At 65.1% G+C, this 17408-nt stretch carries 20 protein-coding genes and 1 other RNA gene; 5 read left to right on the top strand and 16 right to left on the bottom strand.

Annotation, left to right across the window (positions count from 1 at the left end; genetic code table 11):
• Window positions 1-4: 4 nt before the first annotated feature.
• The 4 genes from ACWAT4_RS06005 to ACWAT4_RS05990 are packed head-to-tail and all read right to left on the bottom strand — an operon-like array spanning window position 5 to window position 3343.
• Window positions 5-658 carry an aspartate/glutamate racemase family protein gene (locus tag ACWAT4_RS06005; RefSeq protein WP_449730028.1) on the bottom strand — a complete coding sequence of 218 codons (654 nt, stop codon included), beginning with the start codon at window positions 656-658 and terminating at the stop codon, window positions 5-7.
• An 8-nt stretch (window positions 659-666) separates the two neighbouring features.
• Window positions 667-1551, bottom strand: a complete 885-nt coding sequence (locus ACWAT4_RS06000; protein ID WP_212425886.1) for a polysaccharide deacetylase family protein — start codon at window positions 1549-1551, stop codon at window positions 667-669.
• Complete coding sequence (locus ACWAT4_RS05995; protein ID WP_449730027.1) at window positions 1538-2362, bottom strand: ABC transporter substrate-binding protein; 825 nt, start codon at window positions 2360-2362, stop codon at window positions 1538-1540. Before ACWAT4_RS05995 ends, ACWAT4_RS06000 begins: the two co-directional genes overlap by 14 nt.
• A gap of 57 nt (window positions 2363-2419) precedes the next feature.
• Window positions 2420-3343: an N-carbamoyl-D-amino-acid hydrolase gene (locus ACWAT4_RS05990; protein ID WP_449731167.1), complete on the bottom strand. Its 924-nt coding sequence runs from the start codon at window positions 3341-3343 to the stop codon at window positions 2420-2422.
• A 183-nt stretch (window positions 3344-3526) separates the two neighbouring features.
• On the opposite strand from ACWAT4_RS05990, the gene ACWAT4_RS05985 reads away from it, so the two are divergent.
• Genes ACWAT4_RS05985 through ACWAT4_RS05975 form a run of 3 tightly spaced genes read left to right on the top strand, consistent with a single transcriptional unit; the run spans window position 3527 to window position 5453 of the window.
• Window positions 3527-4453, top strand: a complete 927-nt coding sequence (locus ACWAT4_RS05985; RefSeq protein ID WP_449730026.1) for a LysR family transcriptional regulator — start codon at window positions 3527-3529, stop codon at window positions 4451-4453.
• 44 nt (window positions 4454-4497) lie between these two features.
• Window positions 4498-5250 (top strand): type 1 glutamine amidotransferase, encoded by a 753-nt coding sequence (locus tag ACWAT4_RS05980; RefSeq protein ID WP_212425881.1) that lies wholly within the window; start codon window positions 4498-4500, stop codon window positions 5248-5250.
• A complete protein-coding gene (locus tag ACWAT4_RS05975; protein ID WP_212298298.1) occupies window positions 5247-5453 on the top strand; it encodes a hypothetical protein in 207 nt (68 codons plus the stop codon). Before ACWAT4_RS05980 ends, ACWAT4_RS05975 begins: the two co-directional genes overlap by 4 nt.
• A 4-nt stretch (window positions 5454-5457) precedes the next feature.
• Here ACWAT4_RS05975 and ACWAT4_RS05970 read toward each other — a convergent pair whose 3' ends face one another.
• From ACWAT4_RS05970 to ACWAT4_RS05940, 7 genes are all read right to left on the bottom strand, one after another.
• Window positions 5458-5925: a nuclear transport factor 2 family protein gene (locus ACWAT4_RS05970; RefSeq protein WP_449730025.1), complete on the bottom strand. Its 468-nt coding sequence runs from the start codon at window positions 5923-5925 to the stop codon at window positions 5458-5460.
• Window positions 5926-6002: 77 nt separating this feature from the next.
• On the bottom strand, window positions 6003-6452 hold the full coding sequence (gene ybgC / locus ACWAT4_RS05965; RefSeq protein WP_194466161.1) for a tol-pal system-associated acyl-CoA thioesterase: 450 nt from the start codon (window positions 6450-6452) through the stop codon (window positions 6003-6005).
• A 68-nt stretch (window positions 6453-6520) separates the two neighbouring features.
• Window positions 6521-7444, bottom strand: a complete 924-nt coding sequence (locus ACWAT4_RS05960; protein ID WP_212298300.1) for a metallophosphoesterase — start codon at window positions 7442-7444, stop codon at window positions 6521-6523.
• Between the two features lie 130 nt (window positions 7445-7574).
• Window positions 7575-8633 (bottom strand): Holliday junction branch migration DNA helicase RuvB, encoded by a 1059-nt coding sequence (gene ruvB, locus ACWAT4_RS05955; RefSeq protein ID WP_349629505.1) that lies wholly within the window; start codon window positions 8631-8633, stop codon window positions 7575-7577.
• A 125-nt stretch (window positions 8634-8758) separates the two neighbouring features.
• Complete coding sequence (ruvA, locus tag ACWAT4_RS05950; protein WP_212298301.1) at window positions 8759-9376, bottom strand: Holliday junction branch migration protein RuvA; 618 nt, start codon at window positions 9374-9376, stop codon at window positions 8759-8761.
• A complete protein-coding gene (ruvC, locus tag ACWAT4_RS05945; RefSeq protein WP_449730024.1) occupies window positions 9373-9900 on the bottom strand; it encodes a crossover junction endodeoxyribonuclease RuvC in 528 nt (175 codons plus the stop codon). Before ruvC ends, ruvA begins: the two co-directional genes overlap by 4 nt.
• A gap of 76 nt (window positions 9901-9976) precedes the next feature.
• Window positions 9977-10723 carry a YebC/PmpR family DNA-binding transcriptional regulator gene (locus ACWAT4_RS05940; RefSeq protein ID WP_212298303.1) on the bottom strand — a complete coding sequence of 249 codons (747 nt, stop codon included), beginning with the start codon at window positions 10721-10723 and terminating at the stop codon, window positions 9977-9979.
• Window positions 10724-10942: 219 nt separating this feature from the next.
• Here ACWAT4_RS05940 and ACWAT4_RS05935 point away from each other — a divergent pair, with 219 nt between their 5' ends.
• Both ACWAT4_RS05935 and ACWAT4_RS05930 read left to right on the top strand, forming a co-directional pair.
• Window positions 10943-12691: a methyl-accepting chemotaxis protein gene (locus ACWAT4_RS05935; protein WP_212425880.1), complete on the top strand. Its 1749-nt coding sequence runs from the start codon at window positions 10943-10945 to the stop codon at window positions 12689-12691.
• Window positions 12692-12798: 107 nt separating this feature from the next.
• On the top strand, window positions 12799-14223 hold the full coding sequence (locus tag ACWAT4_RS05930; RefSeq protein ID WP_212298305.1) for a methyl-accepting chemotaxis protein: 1425 nt from the start codon (window positions 12799-12801) through the stop codon (window positions 14221-14223).
• Window positions 14224-14555: 332 nt separating this feature from the next.
• Here ACWAT4_RS05930 and ACWAT4_RS05925 read toward each other — a convergent pair whose 3' ends face one another.
• From ACWAT4_RS05925 to ACWAT4_RS05905, 5 genes are all read right to left on the bottom strand, one after another.
• Entirely contained in the window at window positions 14556-15380 is an 825-nt protein-coding gene (locus tag ACWAT4_RS05925) for a TIGR00282 family metallophosphoesterase (RefSeq protein WP_212298306.1), read from the bottom strand.
• The gene (locus tag ACWAT4_RS05920) at window positions 15358-15954 is read right to left on the bottom strand and encodes a 5-formyltetrahydrofolate cyclo-ligase (RefSeq protein WP_449730023.1); all 597 of its coding nucleotides are present in this window, start codon (window positions 15952-15954) and stop codon (window positions 15358-15360) included. The genes ACWAT4_RS05925 and ACWAT4_RS05920 overlap by 23 nt, the downstream gene beginning before the upstream one ends.
• Before the next feature lie 243 nt (window positions 15955-16197).
• A non-coding RNA gene (gene ssrS, locus ACWAT4_RS05915) (6S RNA) lies at window positions 16198-16358 on the bottom strand.
• 204 nt (window positions 16359-16562) lie between these two features.
• The gene (locus ACWAT4_RS05910; protein WP_212298308.1) at window positions 16563-16946 is read right to left on the bottom strand and encodes a cell division protein ZapA; all 384 of its coding nucleotides are present in this window, start codon (window positions 16944-16946) and stop codon (window positions 16563-16565) included.
• Entirely contained in the window at window positions 16943-17263 is a 321-nt protein-coding gene (locus tag ACWAT4_RS05905) for a DUF4164 domain-containing protein (RefSeq protein WP_027530137.1), read from the bottom strand. Before ACWAT4_RS05905 ends, ACWAT4_RS05910 begins: the two co-directional genes overlap by 4 nt.
• Window positions 17264-17408 lie beyond the last annotated feature (145 nt).

Here is a 17408-nt window from a genome sequence, read left to right as displayed (position 1 = left end):
AGATTTACGTTTTCAACAAGACCGCGCCGATCGCAACAGCAACCGCCTGCTGCGCCGGCTCGACCACCGGCACGCCGATCGCTTCCGCAATAGCTGCACGATGCGACGCCATGCCGGCGCAGCCCATCACCACGACATCGGCACGGCATTGCGTGACCAGCGCGCGGCCGGCCTCGATCAGCCGTCCGCGGATATCCGCGCCCGCCGTTTCCGCTGCGCTCGCGCCGACCGACCAGCTGCCGGCATAACGGCTGTCCACGCCCATCACCCGCGCCATGCGCTGCTGGCGGCGGATGCTCGACGGTGACAGCGCGATGATGCCAAAACGCTCGCCCAGCATCAGCGCACGAAAGATGCCGCACTCTGCAATGCCGAGCACCGGGCGGCCGCCGGCGGCTTCACGCACCGCATGCAGGCCGGGATCGCTGAAGCAGGCGAGCACGAAGGCATCCGCGTCGTCGCGCGTGACGCGATTGACCAGCGGCATGACGACGCCGTCGGCATCGCGCTGCGAGCTGATGCTCGGTGGCCCCTCGGCGAGGCCGACCACCTCGATCCCGGGGCCGCCTGCGATGCGCAGCGGCGCCACCGCATTGTCGATCGCCGCCGTCACCGACGCCGAGGAGTTGGGATTGATGACGAGGATGCGGCGGGTCATGGCATGCCTCAACGGTTGGCGGCCTCGTGGCGCAGGAAGTTTTCCGCGATCTTCTCGCCGGTGGTAATCCAGACGTCCGGGCACGATTTTGCGTAGGTCAGGAACTCGCGCAACAGGCGCAGTCGCATCGGACGGCCGCTGCATTGTGGATGCAGCACCGTCGTCACCATCGCGCCCCAGTCACGAACTTCGTCGAGCTCGTCCTTCCACATCGAGAGCACATGCTCCTTGGGAAAGATCGAGCGCGGGCTGAAGCGCGCGGACAGACCATGCATCCAGTCGTCATAGCTCGCGGTCACCGGCAGCTCGATCGTGCCGGGCTTGCCGTCGGCAAGGCGATGGCGATAGGGCCGTACGTCGTCGCGGAAGGAGGAGGTGTAGACGATGCCGTGGCGCACCAGCGCGACGCGCAGTTCCTCGGTGAATTCGCCGTAAGGCGCGCGATAGCCGGTCGGCTTGACGCCGAGCCGGCGCTTCAGAGCCTCGAAGCCACGCTCAATCTCCTCCTCGATCCAGGGATCGCCGGGATCGGGCAGCAGATGATGGTAGCCGTGATGGCCGATCTCGTGGCCTGCCTTGAGGATGGATTCGGCCATCGCCGGATGTGCATCGACCGACCATCCCGTGACAAAGAACGTCGCCTTGAGACCAAGCTGATCGAGCAGTTCCAGCAGCTTCGGCGTGCCGACGCGCGCCTCATAGCCGCCATAGCTCATGGTGATGAGCCGCTGCGCGTGCACCGCGTCCTTGCTGGTCCACGCGCTTTCCGCATCCACGTCGAACGAGAGGAACATCGCCGCCTTGTACGGCTTCGGCCAGGGATAGTCCGGCGCGGGATCCGCGGTGTTGGCCGGGGTGAGCGGGATGCTCTGGAGTGCCTTACTGTCCAGCATTGATGGTCGCCTTCTCTATTCCGTTGTCGCTCAGTTTCCATTTCGCCAGCAGCGTACGATACGTTCCGTCAGCGATCAGCGAGTCCAGCGCATCGACCATCGCCTGCTGCAGCACCTTTTCCTTGACCGGCAGCGCAATCCCCGTGAACTGCGTCGCAAACGCGTCGCCAACCGGCGCATAGGTGCCCGGCTCGAGATCCATCAGATAGGGCAACGTCTCATTGCCCTGCACGGCGGCGTCGATACGGCCCTGCTTGAGCTGGTTGCGGACGTCGATCGAATTCTCGCCCGGCACGTATTGGATCGCCGGCTTGCCGGCCGCCTCGCAATTTGGCTTGCTCCATTTCTCGATCTCGACCGGGAAGCTGGTGCTGCGGGTGGTGCCGACCTTCTTGCCGCACAGATCGGTCGCGGCCTTTGCCTCGCTCTCCGCCATCACGAAGAACTGCGGTCCGGTCGTCAAGTAGTCGACGAAATCCGCGCTCTCGCGCCGGGAGGCGCGGTCGGAGATGCCTGAGATGATGAAATCGGCACGCTTGGTCTGGAGCGACGGGATCAGCTCGGCGAACGGCGTCTCGCTCCAGACGATCTTGAGACCGCCGAGCCGCTTGGCAAGCTCATTGGCGAGATCGATGTCGAGGCCGACCAATTCGTTGCTGGCGGGATCGCGATATTCCATCCGCGCGTAGGTCGAGTTGACCGTGAGCTTCAGCGCGCCCGCTTGCTTGATTTCCGCCGGAAGCTCGCCCGCCCGCAACGACGTCGCCGCAGCCAGTGCTGCAAGCCCAAGGAAATACGAGAGGCGCGTCATGTCAGCTCCTTTGCCAACGTTTTGCTTTACCGATCCATTGCCAGCGTCGTGCCAACGTCAGTCCGCATCGAGAACGGCCGGCTCGATGACGCCGGCGCGCTCGGTGATCACCCTGTATTGCTCGGGCCGCCGATGGGCGGCGAAATCGAACATCTTGTCCTTGCCCTGCCGGCAGAGGTCGAGATCGATGTCGGCGACAATCACCTCGTCGGTCAGGGTCGCGGCCTGCGCGACGATGCGCCCGTTGGGATCGACGATGCAGGAGCCTCCGATCAGCCCGGAGCCGTCCTCCTCGCCCGCCTTGGCGACCGAGATCGCCCAGGTCGCGTTCATATAGGCGTTGGCCTGCGTCACCAGCGTCGAGTGGAAGGTGCGCAAGGAAGCATCTTCAGTGACGCCGCCATTGGGATCGTAGGCCGCCGAATTGTAGCCGATGCAGACCAACTCGACGCCCTGCAGGCCAAGCACGCGCCAGGATTCAGGCCAGCGACGATCATTGCAGATCATCATGCCCATGATGGCGTGCGCCCAGGCCGAGCCGGCACGAAACGCAGGAAAGCCGAGGTCACCATATTCGAAATAGCGCTTTTCGAGCTGCTGGTAACGCGCGCCCTCGCGCGGCTCGACCGAGCCCGGCAGATGCACCTTGCGATAACGGCCAAGGATCTCGCCGTCGCGATCGACCAGGATCGCGCAATTATAACGGCGACCTTCTGCTGTCTGCTCGGCATAGCCGACATAGAAGCCGACGCGCAGCGCACGCGCACGGTCGAACAGCTTTGCCACGGCGGGGTTGGGCATGCCGTGCTCGAAATATTGCTCGAGGGCCGCGCCCTCCAGCAGCCAGCGCGGAAAGAAGGTGGTGAAGGCAAGCTCGGGAAACACCACGAGGCTGGCGCCGCGGCTCGCAGCTTCCTCCAGCATGGCCAGCATCCGCGACAGCGTATGCTCGCGCGCATCGGCTCTCTGCGTCGGCCCCATCTGGGCGGCGGCGGCGCGAAGGACACGAACCAAGATGGCCTCCAATCTGTGCGCGTGCTGCCTCAATGGGCGAATGAACCCCTTGATCCAGCATGCAAATCCGCGACCATTAGGCGCAAGTGGGGCTGCAAAAGCAATTCATGGTGCTATGATGTTTTGGCCCTGAGTATAATCGGCAGTGATATGAACCTGCGTCAGCTCGAGATCCTACGTGCCGTCATCCGCCACCGCACCACCGTGGCGGCGGCCGACGAGCTGGCACTGTCGCAGCCCGCAGTCAGCAATGCGCTGAAGACGATGGAGGCACAGGCGGGCTTCGCGCTGTTCGAGCGCGTCAACAACCGGCTGTTTCCGACCGCAGAGGCAATGGCGCTCTACAAGGAGAGCGAGGCGATCTTCGCGCTGCACGCCAAGCTGGAGAACCGCGTGCGCGATCTGCGCGAGAACCGCGCCGGGCATCTCGCGATCGTGGCGACGCCTCCGCTCGCCTACAGCATCATTCCCTCCGCATTGTCAGGCTTCCTGCGCCGCCGTCCGGAGACGCGCATGTTCTTCGACGTGCGCCGCTATGAGGGCATCATCGAGGGCGTGCTCAGCCGCGTCGCCGAACTCGGCTTCGCGCTCGGCCTGACGCATCATCCCGGCATCGCGCATGAGGTGGTGCACACCGGCGAAATGGTCTGCGTGCTGCCGCCTCAGCACCCACTCGCCGACAGGCCGGTGATCTCGGCCTCCGATCTGTCCGGCCTGCCCTTCATCGGGCTCGAGCGCGGCACGCGGCTTGGCGAGGCCGTGCGCGACAGTTTTGCCAGGGCCGGCGCGCCGTTCCAGGCGACGGTCGAGGTGCGCTATTGCAACACGGCCTGCGTGCTCGCAGCCGCCGGCGTCGGCGCCGCCGTGGTCGATCCCTTCTCGCCGCGCCAGAACGGCGGCCATGGCCTCGTCGTCCGGCCATTCACGCCGACGACCCGCGCGGTCGCCTACATGCTATGGTCGGAGGCGGAGCCGCTGTCGCGCCTGGCCAAAGCCTTTCTCGGCGAGATCCGCAAGGAGAGTGCGCTGTTGGAGCACACAGCGCCACACCAGCAACATGGGGCAGGAAGCGACTGAGCTTCGCAGCCTTTGACCTGAGGGGCACGTCTGGGTAAAAAATTATGGCACGCATCACCATCATCGAGACCGGACAGGTTCCGCAAAAATACCGCGAGCAGCACGGCTCGTTTCCGGACATGTTCGAGCGCATGGTCCACGCCGAAGACCCGACGGCCACGGTCGACGTCGTCAGCATTCCGAATGGCGATGCGCTACCCGACCCGGGCAAGCTCGAAGCCGTGCTGATCACCGGTGCTGCCGCCGGCGTCTATGACGGACTGGACTGGATCGCGCCGCTGGAAGATTTCGTGCGCACCGCCTACGCCAACAAGACGCCGATGGTCGGCATCTGCTTCGGCCATCAGCTGATCGCACAGGCGCTCGGCGGCACCGTGCGCAAATCCGAGAAGGGCTGGGGCATCGGCCGGCACGTCTATCAGGTGCTGCCGGAGAACGGCGTCGTCGAGGGCGAGGCGGTTGCGATCGCCGCCTCACATCAGGACCAGGTCATCGAGCCGCCGAACGATGCGCTGACGATCCTCTCGTCCGAGTTCACCCCGCACGCCGGCCTGCTTTACGCCAACGGCGCGACGTTGACGGTGCAGCCGCATCCCGAATTCGACGTGGAGTTCGCGCAGGTGTGCTGCGAGCTGCGCGACGGCAAGGCGCCGGATGAGGTCGTGGCGACGGCAAGGGCGTCGCTGACCGAGCCGATGGACAGCGCGAAGCTCGGTGGGGCGATTACTAGGTTTCTCGCAAAGCGCACGGCGCCTCGGTCGCGCACCTCTGGACGTCTTAGGCTGGATAGGGAATGAGTCCAATTCGTCGCACGGTAAGCCTGATGTTTGCATTCGCCTTACTTGTCGTAGGGCTGGGGGCTGCAGTCTATCTCCTGTTCTTCGCACTTCGGTGGAAGGGCTGGATGCTAATGGCCGCCGGTTTCGTGACGGCGTTAGGCGGCATGTGGTTTTGGGAGGACTTCCCAAAAGTGAAAGGCAAGAGCGATGCGGGCGGTTAGGTGATCAGAACGGATCGGCTCCCAGCCCCGGCACATCCGCCGGCCGCGGTCCCGGCGCGAGCCAGTGAAACCGGCGGTCCTTTTCCGCGATCGCGATGTCGTTGATCGAGGCCTCGCGCCGCCGCATCAGACCGTGCTCGTCAAACTCCCACTGCTCGTTGCCGTAGGAGCGATACCACTGGCCGCTCGCGTCGTGCCATTCGTACTGGAAGCGCACGGCGATGCGGTTGTCGTCGAAGGCCCAGAGGTCCTTGATCAGGCGGTAGTCGTGCTCCTTCTCCCACTTGCGGGTGAGGAATGCGACGATGGCCTCGCGCCCCTGAAACACTTCCGAGCGATTGCGCCAGCGGCTGTCCTCGGTGTAGGCGAGCGACACGCGCACCGGATCGCGCGAATTCCAGGCGTCCTCGGCCATGCGAGCCTTCTGCGCAGCGGTCTCTCGGGTGAAGGGCGGAAGCGGTGGGCGCGACATGATGGCCTCATCGGTTTGCGGGACCGCAATCTATCCCCGCTCGCCATGGAGTCGAGAGGCGATCCCCTATCGGGCGATCACGAAATCAGATCAGCCTTCATCAGCGTGCGGATCGATTTGGGGATCGGCTGTGCGCGGCCGCCGCTGATGAAAGCGACGCGCACTTCGGCCTTCACAAGCACGTCCTCACCGCGCCGCACCTCTTGCGCCAGCATGATCGACGCGCCCTTCACCGCGACCGGCCAGGTCACGACGTCGAGCACGTCGTCCATTCGCGCAGGCTTGAGGAAATCGAGATGCATCGAGCGCACGACGAAGGCAAAGCCGGCACCTTCCGTCTCGGGCTGATCGAACAGCGCCTGCTGCTCGGCGCCCATCAGCCGCAGATGATTGGTGCGGCCGCGCTCCATGTAGCGCAGATAATTGGCGTGATAGACGATGCCGGAGAAATCCGTATCCTCGTAATAGACACGGACCTGCATATGATGGCGGCCGTCGCGGATCTCGCCGTCGAGATGAGCTGTCACGTCGCGAGCCTCTTCGCTTGTCGCTGCCGGCCCGTTGTGCGCAAAAACGGCCGGCCGCGCAAGCGCGGCTAGGACACAGCCGCCACGGGTGCCCGCCCCAGCGTCACCTCGACGATCTCGGGCGGCACACCGACGCGGACCGGCATGATGCTGCAACCGAGGCCGCCGGAAACGATGACGTCGCACTTCAGGCGGAAGTGACCATAGGCGAGCCGGAGGCCATGCTGACGCGAAACGGCCGGCGACCAGCCGAGCAGGCGGATCTGGCCGCCATGGGTGTGGCCGGACAGTTGCAATGCGACACGAGCAGGCACGCGCGGCGCGATGTTGGGCTCATGCGCGAGCAGGATCACCGGCGCGTCGTCGGTGACCTTGGCGAGCGTCGCATTGAGATCATCGGCGCCGAAGCGTCCCGTGCTCCGGAAGCGCCGCGCCGGCAGAAAGGCGAGCTGATCGCCGAGGCCGGCGAGCCAGAACGGGCGGCCATCCTTGCGGAGGCGGACGGCGTCATTCTCGTAGACGGGAATGCCGGCCGCTTCCAGCGCGCGATGCGCGACCGTCGGTCCTTGCCCTGCCTGTTGCACGTTTCTGTCGGCCCAGTAATCGTGATTGCCCATGACCGCATGGACGCCGAGTGGCGCCCTGAGGCCGGTCAGCACCTTGGCCCATTCGTTCGCCGGAATGATGCGCGTGACCTGATGAAGGCCGGCAACATAGTCGCCGAGCAGCACGATGAGATCGGCATTCAGCGCGTTGGTACGGTCGACGATCGCCTCGATCCGCTCCAGCGACATCCAGGGATCGCAGGCATGGATGTCGGCGATCGCGGCAATCTTCAATGGAAAATCCGCGGGCCATTGCCGCGGCATCGGATGATAGCGGGTGACGCGAAGCCGCAGCACCGGCTCGACGCCGACCCCATAGGCCGCCGTCGAGACGCCGAGGGCGGAGAGACCGCCCATGGAACGGATGAGATGACGGCGCGTGATCATGATAGCCCGATGATGATGCAGCCCCGTGATGCGGCTCGATTGAAGCGGAATTGGGGTGCGCTCGTGCAGATCGCCTGCACGAGATTACCGGAAATTCATGAGAATCGGAGCACGCTGCCCTTGCGCGAGATCAGTCGTCGCTCTCGTCCGTGCCGAACAGGCCGAACTGGGCCGCGGCATCGCGCGACGGCTCGGCAATGCCGAGATGGCGAAAGGCGTGCGAGGTCAGCAGGCGGCCGCGCGGCGTGCGCTGGAGATAGCCGCATTGGATCAGGTAGGGCTCGATGATGTCCTCGATCGCATCACGTGGCTCGGATAAGGCGGCCGCCATCGTCTCCACGCCAACCGGGCCGCCGCCGTAGTTTTGCGCGATGGTGGTGAGATAGCGGCGATCCATCGCGTCGAGGCCGGCGGCGTCGACCTCGAGCGCGCTGAGCGCATGGTCGGCGATCTTGCGATCGATCGTATCGGCATTCGCCGCCGAGGCAAAATCGCGCACACGCCTGAGCAGGCGCCCGGCGATACGCGGCGTGCCGCGGGCGCGGCGCGCGATCTCGTTGGCACCATCGGCGCTCATGCCGACATTGAGCACGCGCGCGCCGCGGCTGACGATGCTCTCGAGCTCCTCGATTGTATAGAAGTTGAGCCGGACCGGAATGCCGAAGCGATCGCGCAAGGGATTGGTCAACAGACCGGCGCGCGTGGTGGCGCCGACCAGGGTGAATTTCGACAGCTCGATCTTGACCGAGCGCGCCGCCGGCCCCTCGCCGATGATGAGGTCGAGCTGAAAATCCTCCATCGCGGGATAGAGAACTTCTTCCACCGCGGGGTTGAGGCGATGGATCTCGTCGATGAAGAGCACGTCGCGCTCTTCGAGATTGGTCAGCAGCGCTGCGAGATCGCCGGCCTTGGCGATCACGGGGCCTGATGTGGCGCGAAAACCGACGCCGAGTTCCTTGGCCACGATCTGCGCGAGCGTGGTCTTGCCGAGCCCCGGAGGGCCGACGAACAGCACGTGATCCAGCGCCTCGCCGCGCTTGCGGGCGGCTTCGATGAAGATCGAGAGATTCTTGCGCGCCTGCTGCTGGCCGACGAAATCGGACAGCGACTGCGGACGCAGCGCGGTGTCGCCGACATCGTCGCTACGGCGCTCGGGCGAGACCATGCGATTGGCCTTGGGATCGCTCACTCAGCCAACTCCTCGTAGGGTGGGCAAAGGCGCCCTTCGCGCCGTGCCCACCATGTCTCCGATCGCTCCAAAGGTAGTGGGCACGCTGCGCTTTGCCCACCCTGCGAGACTGACCATTGACGCGCTCACTTCGAGAGCTCCTTGAGGCCGAGGCGAATGAGCTGTGCCGTTTCGGCATTCTCACCCGCGCTGCGCGAGGCCGAGGCGATCGCCGCGGCCGCCTGCGGCTGGCCATAGCCGAGATTGACGAGCGCGGAGATCGCGTCCGCAACCGGACGCGGCGCGCGCTGATCGTCGACGGCACCGGCGAGATGCACGACGGCGGGATCGACATTGGCAAACGCCGGCGCCTTGTCCTTCAGCTCGGTGACGATGCGCTCGGCCACCTTGGGCCCGACGCCGGGCGTGCGCGCCACCGCGGCCTTGTCGCGCAGAGCAATGGCGTTGGCGAGATCGGCCGGCGCCAGCGTGCCGAGCACCGCGAGCGCGACCTTGGCGCCGACGCCCTGTACGGTCTGGAGCAGGCGAAACCATTCGCGCTCCTGGTCGGTGCGGAAGCCGAACAGCTTGATCTGGTCCTCGCGGACATAGGTCTCGATCGACAGCACGGCGGCTTCGCCCGGCGAAGGCAGATGCTGCAGCGTACGCGCCGAGCAATGCACCTGATAGCCGACGCCGCCGACGTCGAGGACGACATAATCCTCGCCGTAGGAATCGATCAGACCTTTGAGCTTGCCGATCATAGTCCCGCCACCTTCAGCCTGAGCGCCGTGCCCTGGCGATGATGGGCGTGGGTGATGGCGATCGCGAGCGCATCGGCGGCGTCCGCCGTCGGAGGCTCGGCCTTCGGCAGTAGGATCTTCAGCATCATTCCGATCTGCTGCTTGTCGGCATGACCGGCGCCGACCACGGTCTTCTTGACCTGGTTCGGCGCGTACTCGGCGACAGAGATGCCGAACATTGCTGGCGCCAGCATGGCGACGCCGCGGGCCTGGCCCAGCTTCAGCGTCGCTGCGCCGTCCTTGTTGATGAACGTCTGCTCGACCGCCGCTTCCATCGGCTTGTGATCGGACAGCACGGAGGCGAGCCCCTCGTGAATCGCGAGCAGCCGGCTCGACAGCGGCAAATCGTCCGGCGGTTCCACCGAACCGCAGGCGACGTAGATCAATCGGTTGCCGTCGGCCTCGATCACGCCCCAGCCGGTACGGCGCAGGCCGGGGTCGATTCCGATGATGCGAACGGGTTGGCGAATCGGGAGCGCGGTCATGGGCCAGTGATAGCGGTTGGCCCATGATAGCGAAACAGAAACAGAACAGAAGTCCCCGGGGAAAGGCGCCTGCGCCCTACCCGCCCATCTTCGCGACCAGCGCGTCCGACACCTCGAAATTGGCGTAGACGTTCTGGACGTCGTCGTGCTCGTTGAGCAGGTCCATCAGCTTGAGCAGCTTCTCGCCGGTCTCGTCGTCGACCGCGACCGTGTTCTGCGGTTTCCAGATCAGCGCGGCCTTGCGCGGCTCGCCGAACTTGGCTTCCAGCGCCTTGGCGACGTCGCGATAGCCTTCGGTCGAGGCGTAGATTTCATGGCCGCCTTCACCCGAGACCACGTCGTCGGCGCCGGCCTCGATCGCGGCATCGAGCACCGCGTCGTCGTCAGCGACGCTGCGGTCGTATTCGATGATGCCGGTGCGGTCGAACATGAAGGAGACGGAGCCGGTTTCGCCGAGATTGCCGCCGGATTTGGTGAAGAAGGAGCGGATGTCGGAGGCCGCGCGATTGCGGTTGTCGGTCAGCGCCTCGACGATGACGGCGACGCCGCCCGGGCCGTAGCCCTCGTAGCGAATCTCGTCATAGTTCTCGCCCTCATTACCGAGCGCCTTCTTGACCGCGCGCTCGATATTGTCCTTCGGCATGTTCTCCTGCCGCGCCGCGATGATGGCCGCGCGCAGGCGTGGATTCATGTTCGGGTCAGGCGTGCCCAGCTTGGCCGCGACGGTGATTTCCCGCGCCAGCTTGCCGAACAGCTTCGACTTCTGGGCATCCTGCCGCCCCTTGCGGTGCATGATGTTCTTGAATTGGGAATGTCCGGCCATGCGTGGTCTTCTCTAGAGGATCGTCAGCCAAAGGTAACGGTGGGAAGCGCGGCCTTATAGGCCGCCAACCCGCCGGAATCAAAGGGCTCGGCTGCTTTGAGGTAGCACTGTAGCGGTACCCCCGGAATGGTCCGTGCCTGGATGTCGGGCATTGTTAACCCTGATTTCATTCCGGACTGCGAAAATAGCGCCCGACCGTCCCCCGACAAGAGAGACCTGATGGCGTTCGGACTATTTCGGAAGCGTCTGCCGGAGATGGCTGCGCCTGCGGCTGCTCCGCAGGCCGCGCAGTCGCCAGCCAATTCCGAGGCGGCCCCCGCTCCCGAGGGTGATTCGGCCCGGGAGATCCTGGAACTGCTGGAACTCGAGCTGGGTGCCATGATCCGCCAGCTCGAGCGGGCTGCCAATTCGGTGGCGGGCGGCGCCGAGGCCACGGCGGCAACGCTGGCGGATATCCGCCAGCGCACCGACGCGCTGACCGGGCGGACCAATGCCGCGCAGTCGAACGCCTCGGGCTTTGCGCATGCCGCGGACAAATTCACCCAATCCGCGCAGGGCATCGGCGCACAGGTTCGTGAGGCCGGCAAGCTCGCCGACGAGGCCAGCGCCGCGGCACAGGAAGCCCGCGCCAACGTCGATCGCTTGCGGGAATCGTCGGCTGCGATCGGCAACGTCGTCAACCTGATCGCGCAGATCGCGCGGCAGACGACCCTGCTCGCGCTCAACTCCACGATCGAGGCCGCGCGCGCCGGCGCCGCCGGCAAAGGATTCGCCGTCGTCGCCACCGAGGTCAAAGCGCTCGCGGTGCAAACCCAGGGGGCAACCGAGGAGATCTCCAAGAAGATCGACGCGCTCCAGCGCGATGCTGCAGGCTCCGCGGACGCCGTGCACCGGATCTCGCAGGCCATCGAGGCAATCCGTCCGGTGTTCGACACCGTCAACGGCGCCGTGGCCGAGCAGAACGCCACCACCAGCGAAGTCTCCGGCAACGCGACAAGCGCATCGGAATTCATCATCTCGGTCGGCGAGAGCGCGGCCGAGATCGACGCCGCGACCAAGGCCGCCGAGACCCATGGCGAGAACGTCGCCAGCGCCGGCAAGGCCGTGACGACCTTCGCGCAGAAGCTGAAATCGCGCTGCGCGGTCCTGCTCAAGCAGAGCGAGCACGACGACCGCCGCAAGACCGAGCGGCTGCCGTGCCATCTCAAATTCGAGAGCACACGCGGCATGTTGCCGGTCTATGAGATCGCGATGGACGGCGTGCTGATCGGCGGTGCGGAGGCAAGCCGGCTCACGCCGCAGGCGATCATCGATGGCACCCTCGAAGACGTCGGCACCTGCCGGCTGCGCGTGGTCGAGCAAGCCAAGGCCGGCGCCCGTGCACAATTCGTCGCCCCCGATCCCGCACTGCGCGAGAAGATCGAAGACAAGCTCTGGTCGATCCACGAGGAGAACACGGAGTTCGTCACCCGCGCGATGGAGGCGGGCAACGCGCTGACCCGGATATTCGAGCAGGCGGTCGCGCGCGGCGAGGTCAAAATGGATGACCTCTTCGACACGGACTACGCGGAGATCGCGGGCACCAATCCGCAGCAATACCGCACAAAATATCTTGATTGGGCCGACCGGGCTTTGCCGCCGTTCCAGGAAGCCTTTCTCGCCAGGGAACCACGCATGGCGTTCTGCGCCATGGTCGACCGCAACGGCTTCCTGCCGGTCCACAACAAGATCTATTCGCATCCACAGCGACCGGGCGATACCGCCTGGAACACGGCCAACAGCCGCAACCGGCGAATCTTCAACGATCCGGCGGGGTTGGCCGCCGCGCGCAACCTGCGCTCGTACCTGGTCCAGAGCTACGCGCGTGACATGGGCAATGGGAATACCGTGATGATGCGCGAGATCGACGTCCCGATCCGCGTGCAGGGCCGGCATTGGGGTGGATTCCGCACAGCTTACAAGCTGTAGTGCACGCTCAGGCAAGACGCCGGGCGCGAATCATCCTTTAACGTCGGAATCGGAATGGGAATGCCGCGGTGAGCCGATGGACGGCTCCGCCTGAAGAAAGCCCGTAAATGTCCCTCGCACAACTTGCAGTACTGGACACCGGCTCCAACCGAACGCTGGCCGAGCGGCTGATCGACCAGCTTGCCGATCGCATCGGCGGTCTTGGCGTGGAGCTCGCCGACATCGCCGGCAATGTCCAGGAAGTCGCAAGCCGCGTCGCCAACCAGTCGGAACGGTTCCACCACCTGCAGAAGACGGCGGAGACGATGGTCTCGGCCAATCACGACATCGCCAATGCCTCGCAGGCCGTGCAGACGACCACGTCGGCGGCGGTCGGCGAGATCGCGCAGTCGCGCAGCGCGGTCGATACCGCCGTCAGCCACATCTCCGAGCTGGTGGCGGCGGTGGAGCGGATCGAGGCTCGCCTCAGTGCCGTCGGCTCGGCGCTGGCGCAGGTGGCAAAGGTGTCCGGCTCGATCGAGGCGATCGCGAAACAGACCAATCTGCTGGCGCTGAACGCCACCATCGAGGCGGCGCGCGCGGGCAACGCGGGTCGCGGTTTTGCGGTGGTCGCAAGCGAGGTGAAGAACCTCGCCGAAGCCACCCGCCAGGCCACGCATCAGATCTCCGACACCGTGCGCGATCTCGACGGCCAGATCGAAGGCCTGATCGGCGAAAGCAGCGACGCCTCGCAGCGCGCCAAGACCGCCGGCGAAGGCGCCCAGCAGATCTCCGGCATCATCTCGCGGGTCCAGCAGGGATTCGCCTCCGTGGAAGCGGAGATCGACAGCGTCACGCGCGCGGCGACCTCCAATCTTGGCCATTGCGACACCGTGATCAGCGAGCTCAACGAGCTCGCCAGGGGCGTCGACCTCTCCTCGCGCGACCTCAAGAGCGCCGACCAGCGCGTAACAAAACTGCTCGACACCTCCGAAGGCCTGATCGCGCTGATCGCCGACAGCGGTGTGGAGACATCGGACGCACCGCTGATACGTGTCGTCGTCGACACCGCCAAGCGGATCTCCGCCGAGTTCGAAGCCGCAATCGACCGCGGCGAGATCACGCTCGACCAGCTCATGGACGAAAACTACCGCGAGATCGCCGGGACCGATCCCAAGCAGTACAACACCAACTACGTCGACTTCACCGACCGCGTGCTGCCGGCGATTCAGGACCCGATCCAGAAGTCGGATCCGCGCATCGTGTTCTGCGTCGCCTGGGCGAGGGGCGGCTACCTGCCGACGCACAATCCGAACTACCGCCTGCCCCAGGGCAAGGATCCGGTCTGGAACAACGCCAATTGCCGCAACCGCCGCCTGTTCACCGATCGCACCGTGAAGAAGGTCGCGGCCAACACAAAACCCTTCCTGCTCCAGACCTACCGCCGCGACATGGGCGGCGGGCAGTTCGTGCTGATGAAGGACCTCTCCTCGCCGATCATGGTCCGCGGCAAGCATTGGGGCGCGTTCCGGATGGGATTCCGGCAGGGCTGACGGCCGTTGAATCAAAACCTGAAAAACAACCCCATGCACCGTAGCCGAGGCGTGGGGAATCAACGGCTTACGCCTGTAGGCCGCGACGCAATTTGGCTCGGACGGGCAAAACAGGCGCACAATTTTTCGGACAGTGGAGTCGCGTGGGGCGAGATTGACACGTGACCGCGCGTCAATCTCTGCCGTCGTCCCGGACAAGCGAAGCGCAGATCCGGGACCCCTACGCCGCAGCGGTCGTTTTGCGAAGGCCCGGAGTGACCAGCTTCGCGCAGCAACTACTCCCTGGGATTATGGCTTTCGCCAGGACGACACCGAGTGTGCAGCGCCGCCATTCAGCTCAACCAGAATTTCGGCGTTGCCGGCTCCAGCCTTCCGCCCACACGCACCGGCGCGATCTTGAGTGCGAGCCCCGTTGCGTCATCCGTCTCGACCGCAACACCGCTGAGCGTCGCCGCACCCGCCGCCGGCTCGAACCGGCCCGACGGAATTCCTGAGGTAAACCGCCGCAGCGGCTCTTCCTTCTGCATGCCGATGATCGAGTCGTAATCGCCGGTCATGCCGGCATCGGTCATGTAGGCGGTGCCGCCCGACAGGATCTGGTGATCGGCGGTCGGCACATGCGTATGCGTGCCGACGACGAGGCTGGCGCGGCCGTCGCAGAAGAAGCCGATGCCCTGCTTCTCACTGCTCGCTTCGCAATGGAAGTCGACGACGATGGCATCGGCTGCAACGCCGAGCGGACAGGCGCCGAGTTCGCGCTCGAGCGCAGCAAAGGGATCGTCGAACGGGGTCATGAAGACGCGGCCGAGCGCGTTGACGACGAGGGCGTGCTTGCCGTTCTTGGTCTCCACCAAAGCGGCACCGCGGCCGGGCGTGCCGCGCGGATAGTTCGCCGGCCGCACCAGGCGCTCGGCGCGCTCGATGAACACCAGGGCTTCGCGCTGGTCCCAGGAATGATTGCCGAGCGTCACCGCATCGGCGCCGGCGTCGAGAAACTCCTGATAGATCGCCTCCGTGATGCCGAAGCCGCCGGCCGAATTCTCGCCGTTGACGACGACGAAATCGAGCGACCAGTCCTTGACCATGCCGGGGAGATATTCGGCGATGGCGTTACGCCCGCTACGGCCGACGACATCACCCACGAAGAGAATGCGCAACTTCAGAACTCCGGAAATCGAACACGTCGGATTCCGTTAGCACATAATCCAGCGCCACGTCGTGCGATAGTGCCGGCACCGCCTTGATCTCCTGCGCCGCAAAGGCGAGCCCGATGCCGACGATGTGCTTGGTTTTCCGCAAATGCGCGAAGGTGACATCGTAATGCCCTGCACCATAGCCAATGCGATGGCCGAGACGGTCGAATGCCGCAAGCGGCGTCAGCATGATGTCGGGAATGACTTCGGCTGCTGCCGGCGACGGCTCGGGAATGCCGAGCGGGCCGAGCATCAGGCGGTCGTTCGGATGGAAGAGGCGGAAGATCAGCGACTGACCGCGCGCGGTGACGCAGGGCAGCGCCAGCCTGGCGCCTTCTTCGGCGAGCTTCTTCAGCAGCGGGATCGGATCGATCTCGCTGCGGATCGGCGAATAGCCGGAAACGATGCTGCCGGGCAGCAACTCGAACGGCAGCCCGCGCTTGGCGAGTTTTGCAGCGGCCGTGATGCGTTTCTTCTCGCTCAGCGCATCGCGCGCCGCGAGGGCTTTGGCGCGGAGTTCGGATTTGGTGTTGGTCATGTGCGCTTTTCCCGAGGGCAAAGTCTTGCTCCGCCGTCATCACCCGCCTTGTGCGCTCTTTCGCACTGGGGCGGGTGATCCAGTATTCCAGAGACGCAGTGCTAGACCTCGACGCCGCGGCGTACTGGATGCCCCGCCCCCCGTGCGCAATTGCGCACTAGGCGGGGCATGACACCGAGCCTCAATAGAACCGCAAGCGTGTAGGGGACGCAATTTCGACAGAAACGAACAGGCCAACAAAAGTGCGAAGCCGCGGACGCCGTTGAAGCACTCGATCCCGGAGTTCCCTACGAAAGTAGGTGGGCACCATATGTCCGGGCCCACGGGCCCGGCCAGGGACAGTTCCCTAAAGGATCGATAAGGCCCCGGGGATATATGGCTCCGGACGCGCGTCGCAGCCTCGCTTGCGCAATGTAACAACGATACTGACGAATCGCCAGCCCGGCTGCCGGTTACTCACCTCCTCCCGCTTGCGGGAGAGGTCGACGCGCAAAGCGCGGCGGGTGAGGGTTCTCTCCTCTTGGGGGTTCTCGCCCGGCGGAGACACCCTCTCCCCAACCCTCCCCCGCAAGCGAGGGAGGGAGCGCACCGCCCGCGTGGTGGCAGCCCTACCCGATCGCGATCCCGTTGCCGACGGTCCGGTTCAAGACCTGGGTCGACTTCTCGATGCGTTCGGCGGCGGCGTTCAGCGCGTTGACCACGGCGGTCTGGGTCATCCGGGCGCGCTCGACGGCGGCATTACGGAAATCCCGGAGCTCAACCAGTTCCTGCTCCATGGCGCGGATGCGGTTGCCGGCGTCGATCAGTTCGTCGCAAACGGTCAGCGCTGCCATCACGGTGAGACGGGCATCGCCGATCTCTCCGAATTTTCCACGCAGCGACTGAATCCGCGTCTCCAGGCTCTCCGCAAGCTTCAACAGCCGGACTTCCTGACCTTCCTCGCAGGCCATACGATATTGCCGGGCGTTGATGGTGACGTTGATGTGGCTCATCCGTCCTCTCCGGTATCGAGCACCGAGCGTATCGTGACGATCGCGGAATCCAGCCGATCGGAGATCTCGCGGTTGGTGCGCTCGAGCTTGCGCGCCTTCACCAGCGCGCCGTCGAGCTCGTCGGCAAGCCGCGAACGGTCTGCGCCCAGCGCCTGAATCCGTGTCGCGAGCTCGTTCTCGTCACGGTCGGCATCGCGCCTTCGCTCGACCGCGCTTTCGAGCGCATCGAGCGCCGCCGTGAGCCTGCGGGTCGCGATCTCGATCTCGACGGCAGAGGACTCCGTCATGGCAGAGCTGTTGGATACGCGATCGTTCATGCAGTCAGCGGCGGAACCTATGGGCTTAGCCCGTGGCCTTTACCTCGGAGCTTGCCGTCCGGCAAAAGACTCGGTTCGGCAAGCGGTTAGAAGCAGAAATTTACGTGGCAAGCTAGCCGAGCGCAACGCCGCCGCGAAACTATGC

The organism is Bradyrhizobium sp. T-1, from assembly GCF_053592855.1.
This window is presented reverse-complemented; position numbering and strand designations above follow the sequence as displayed.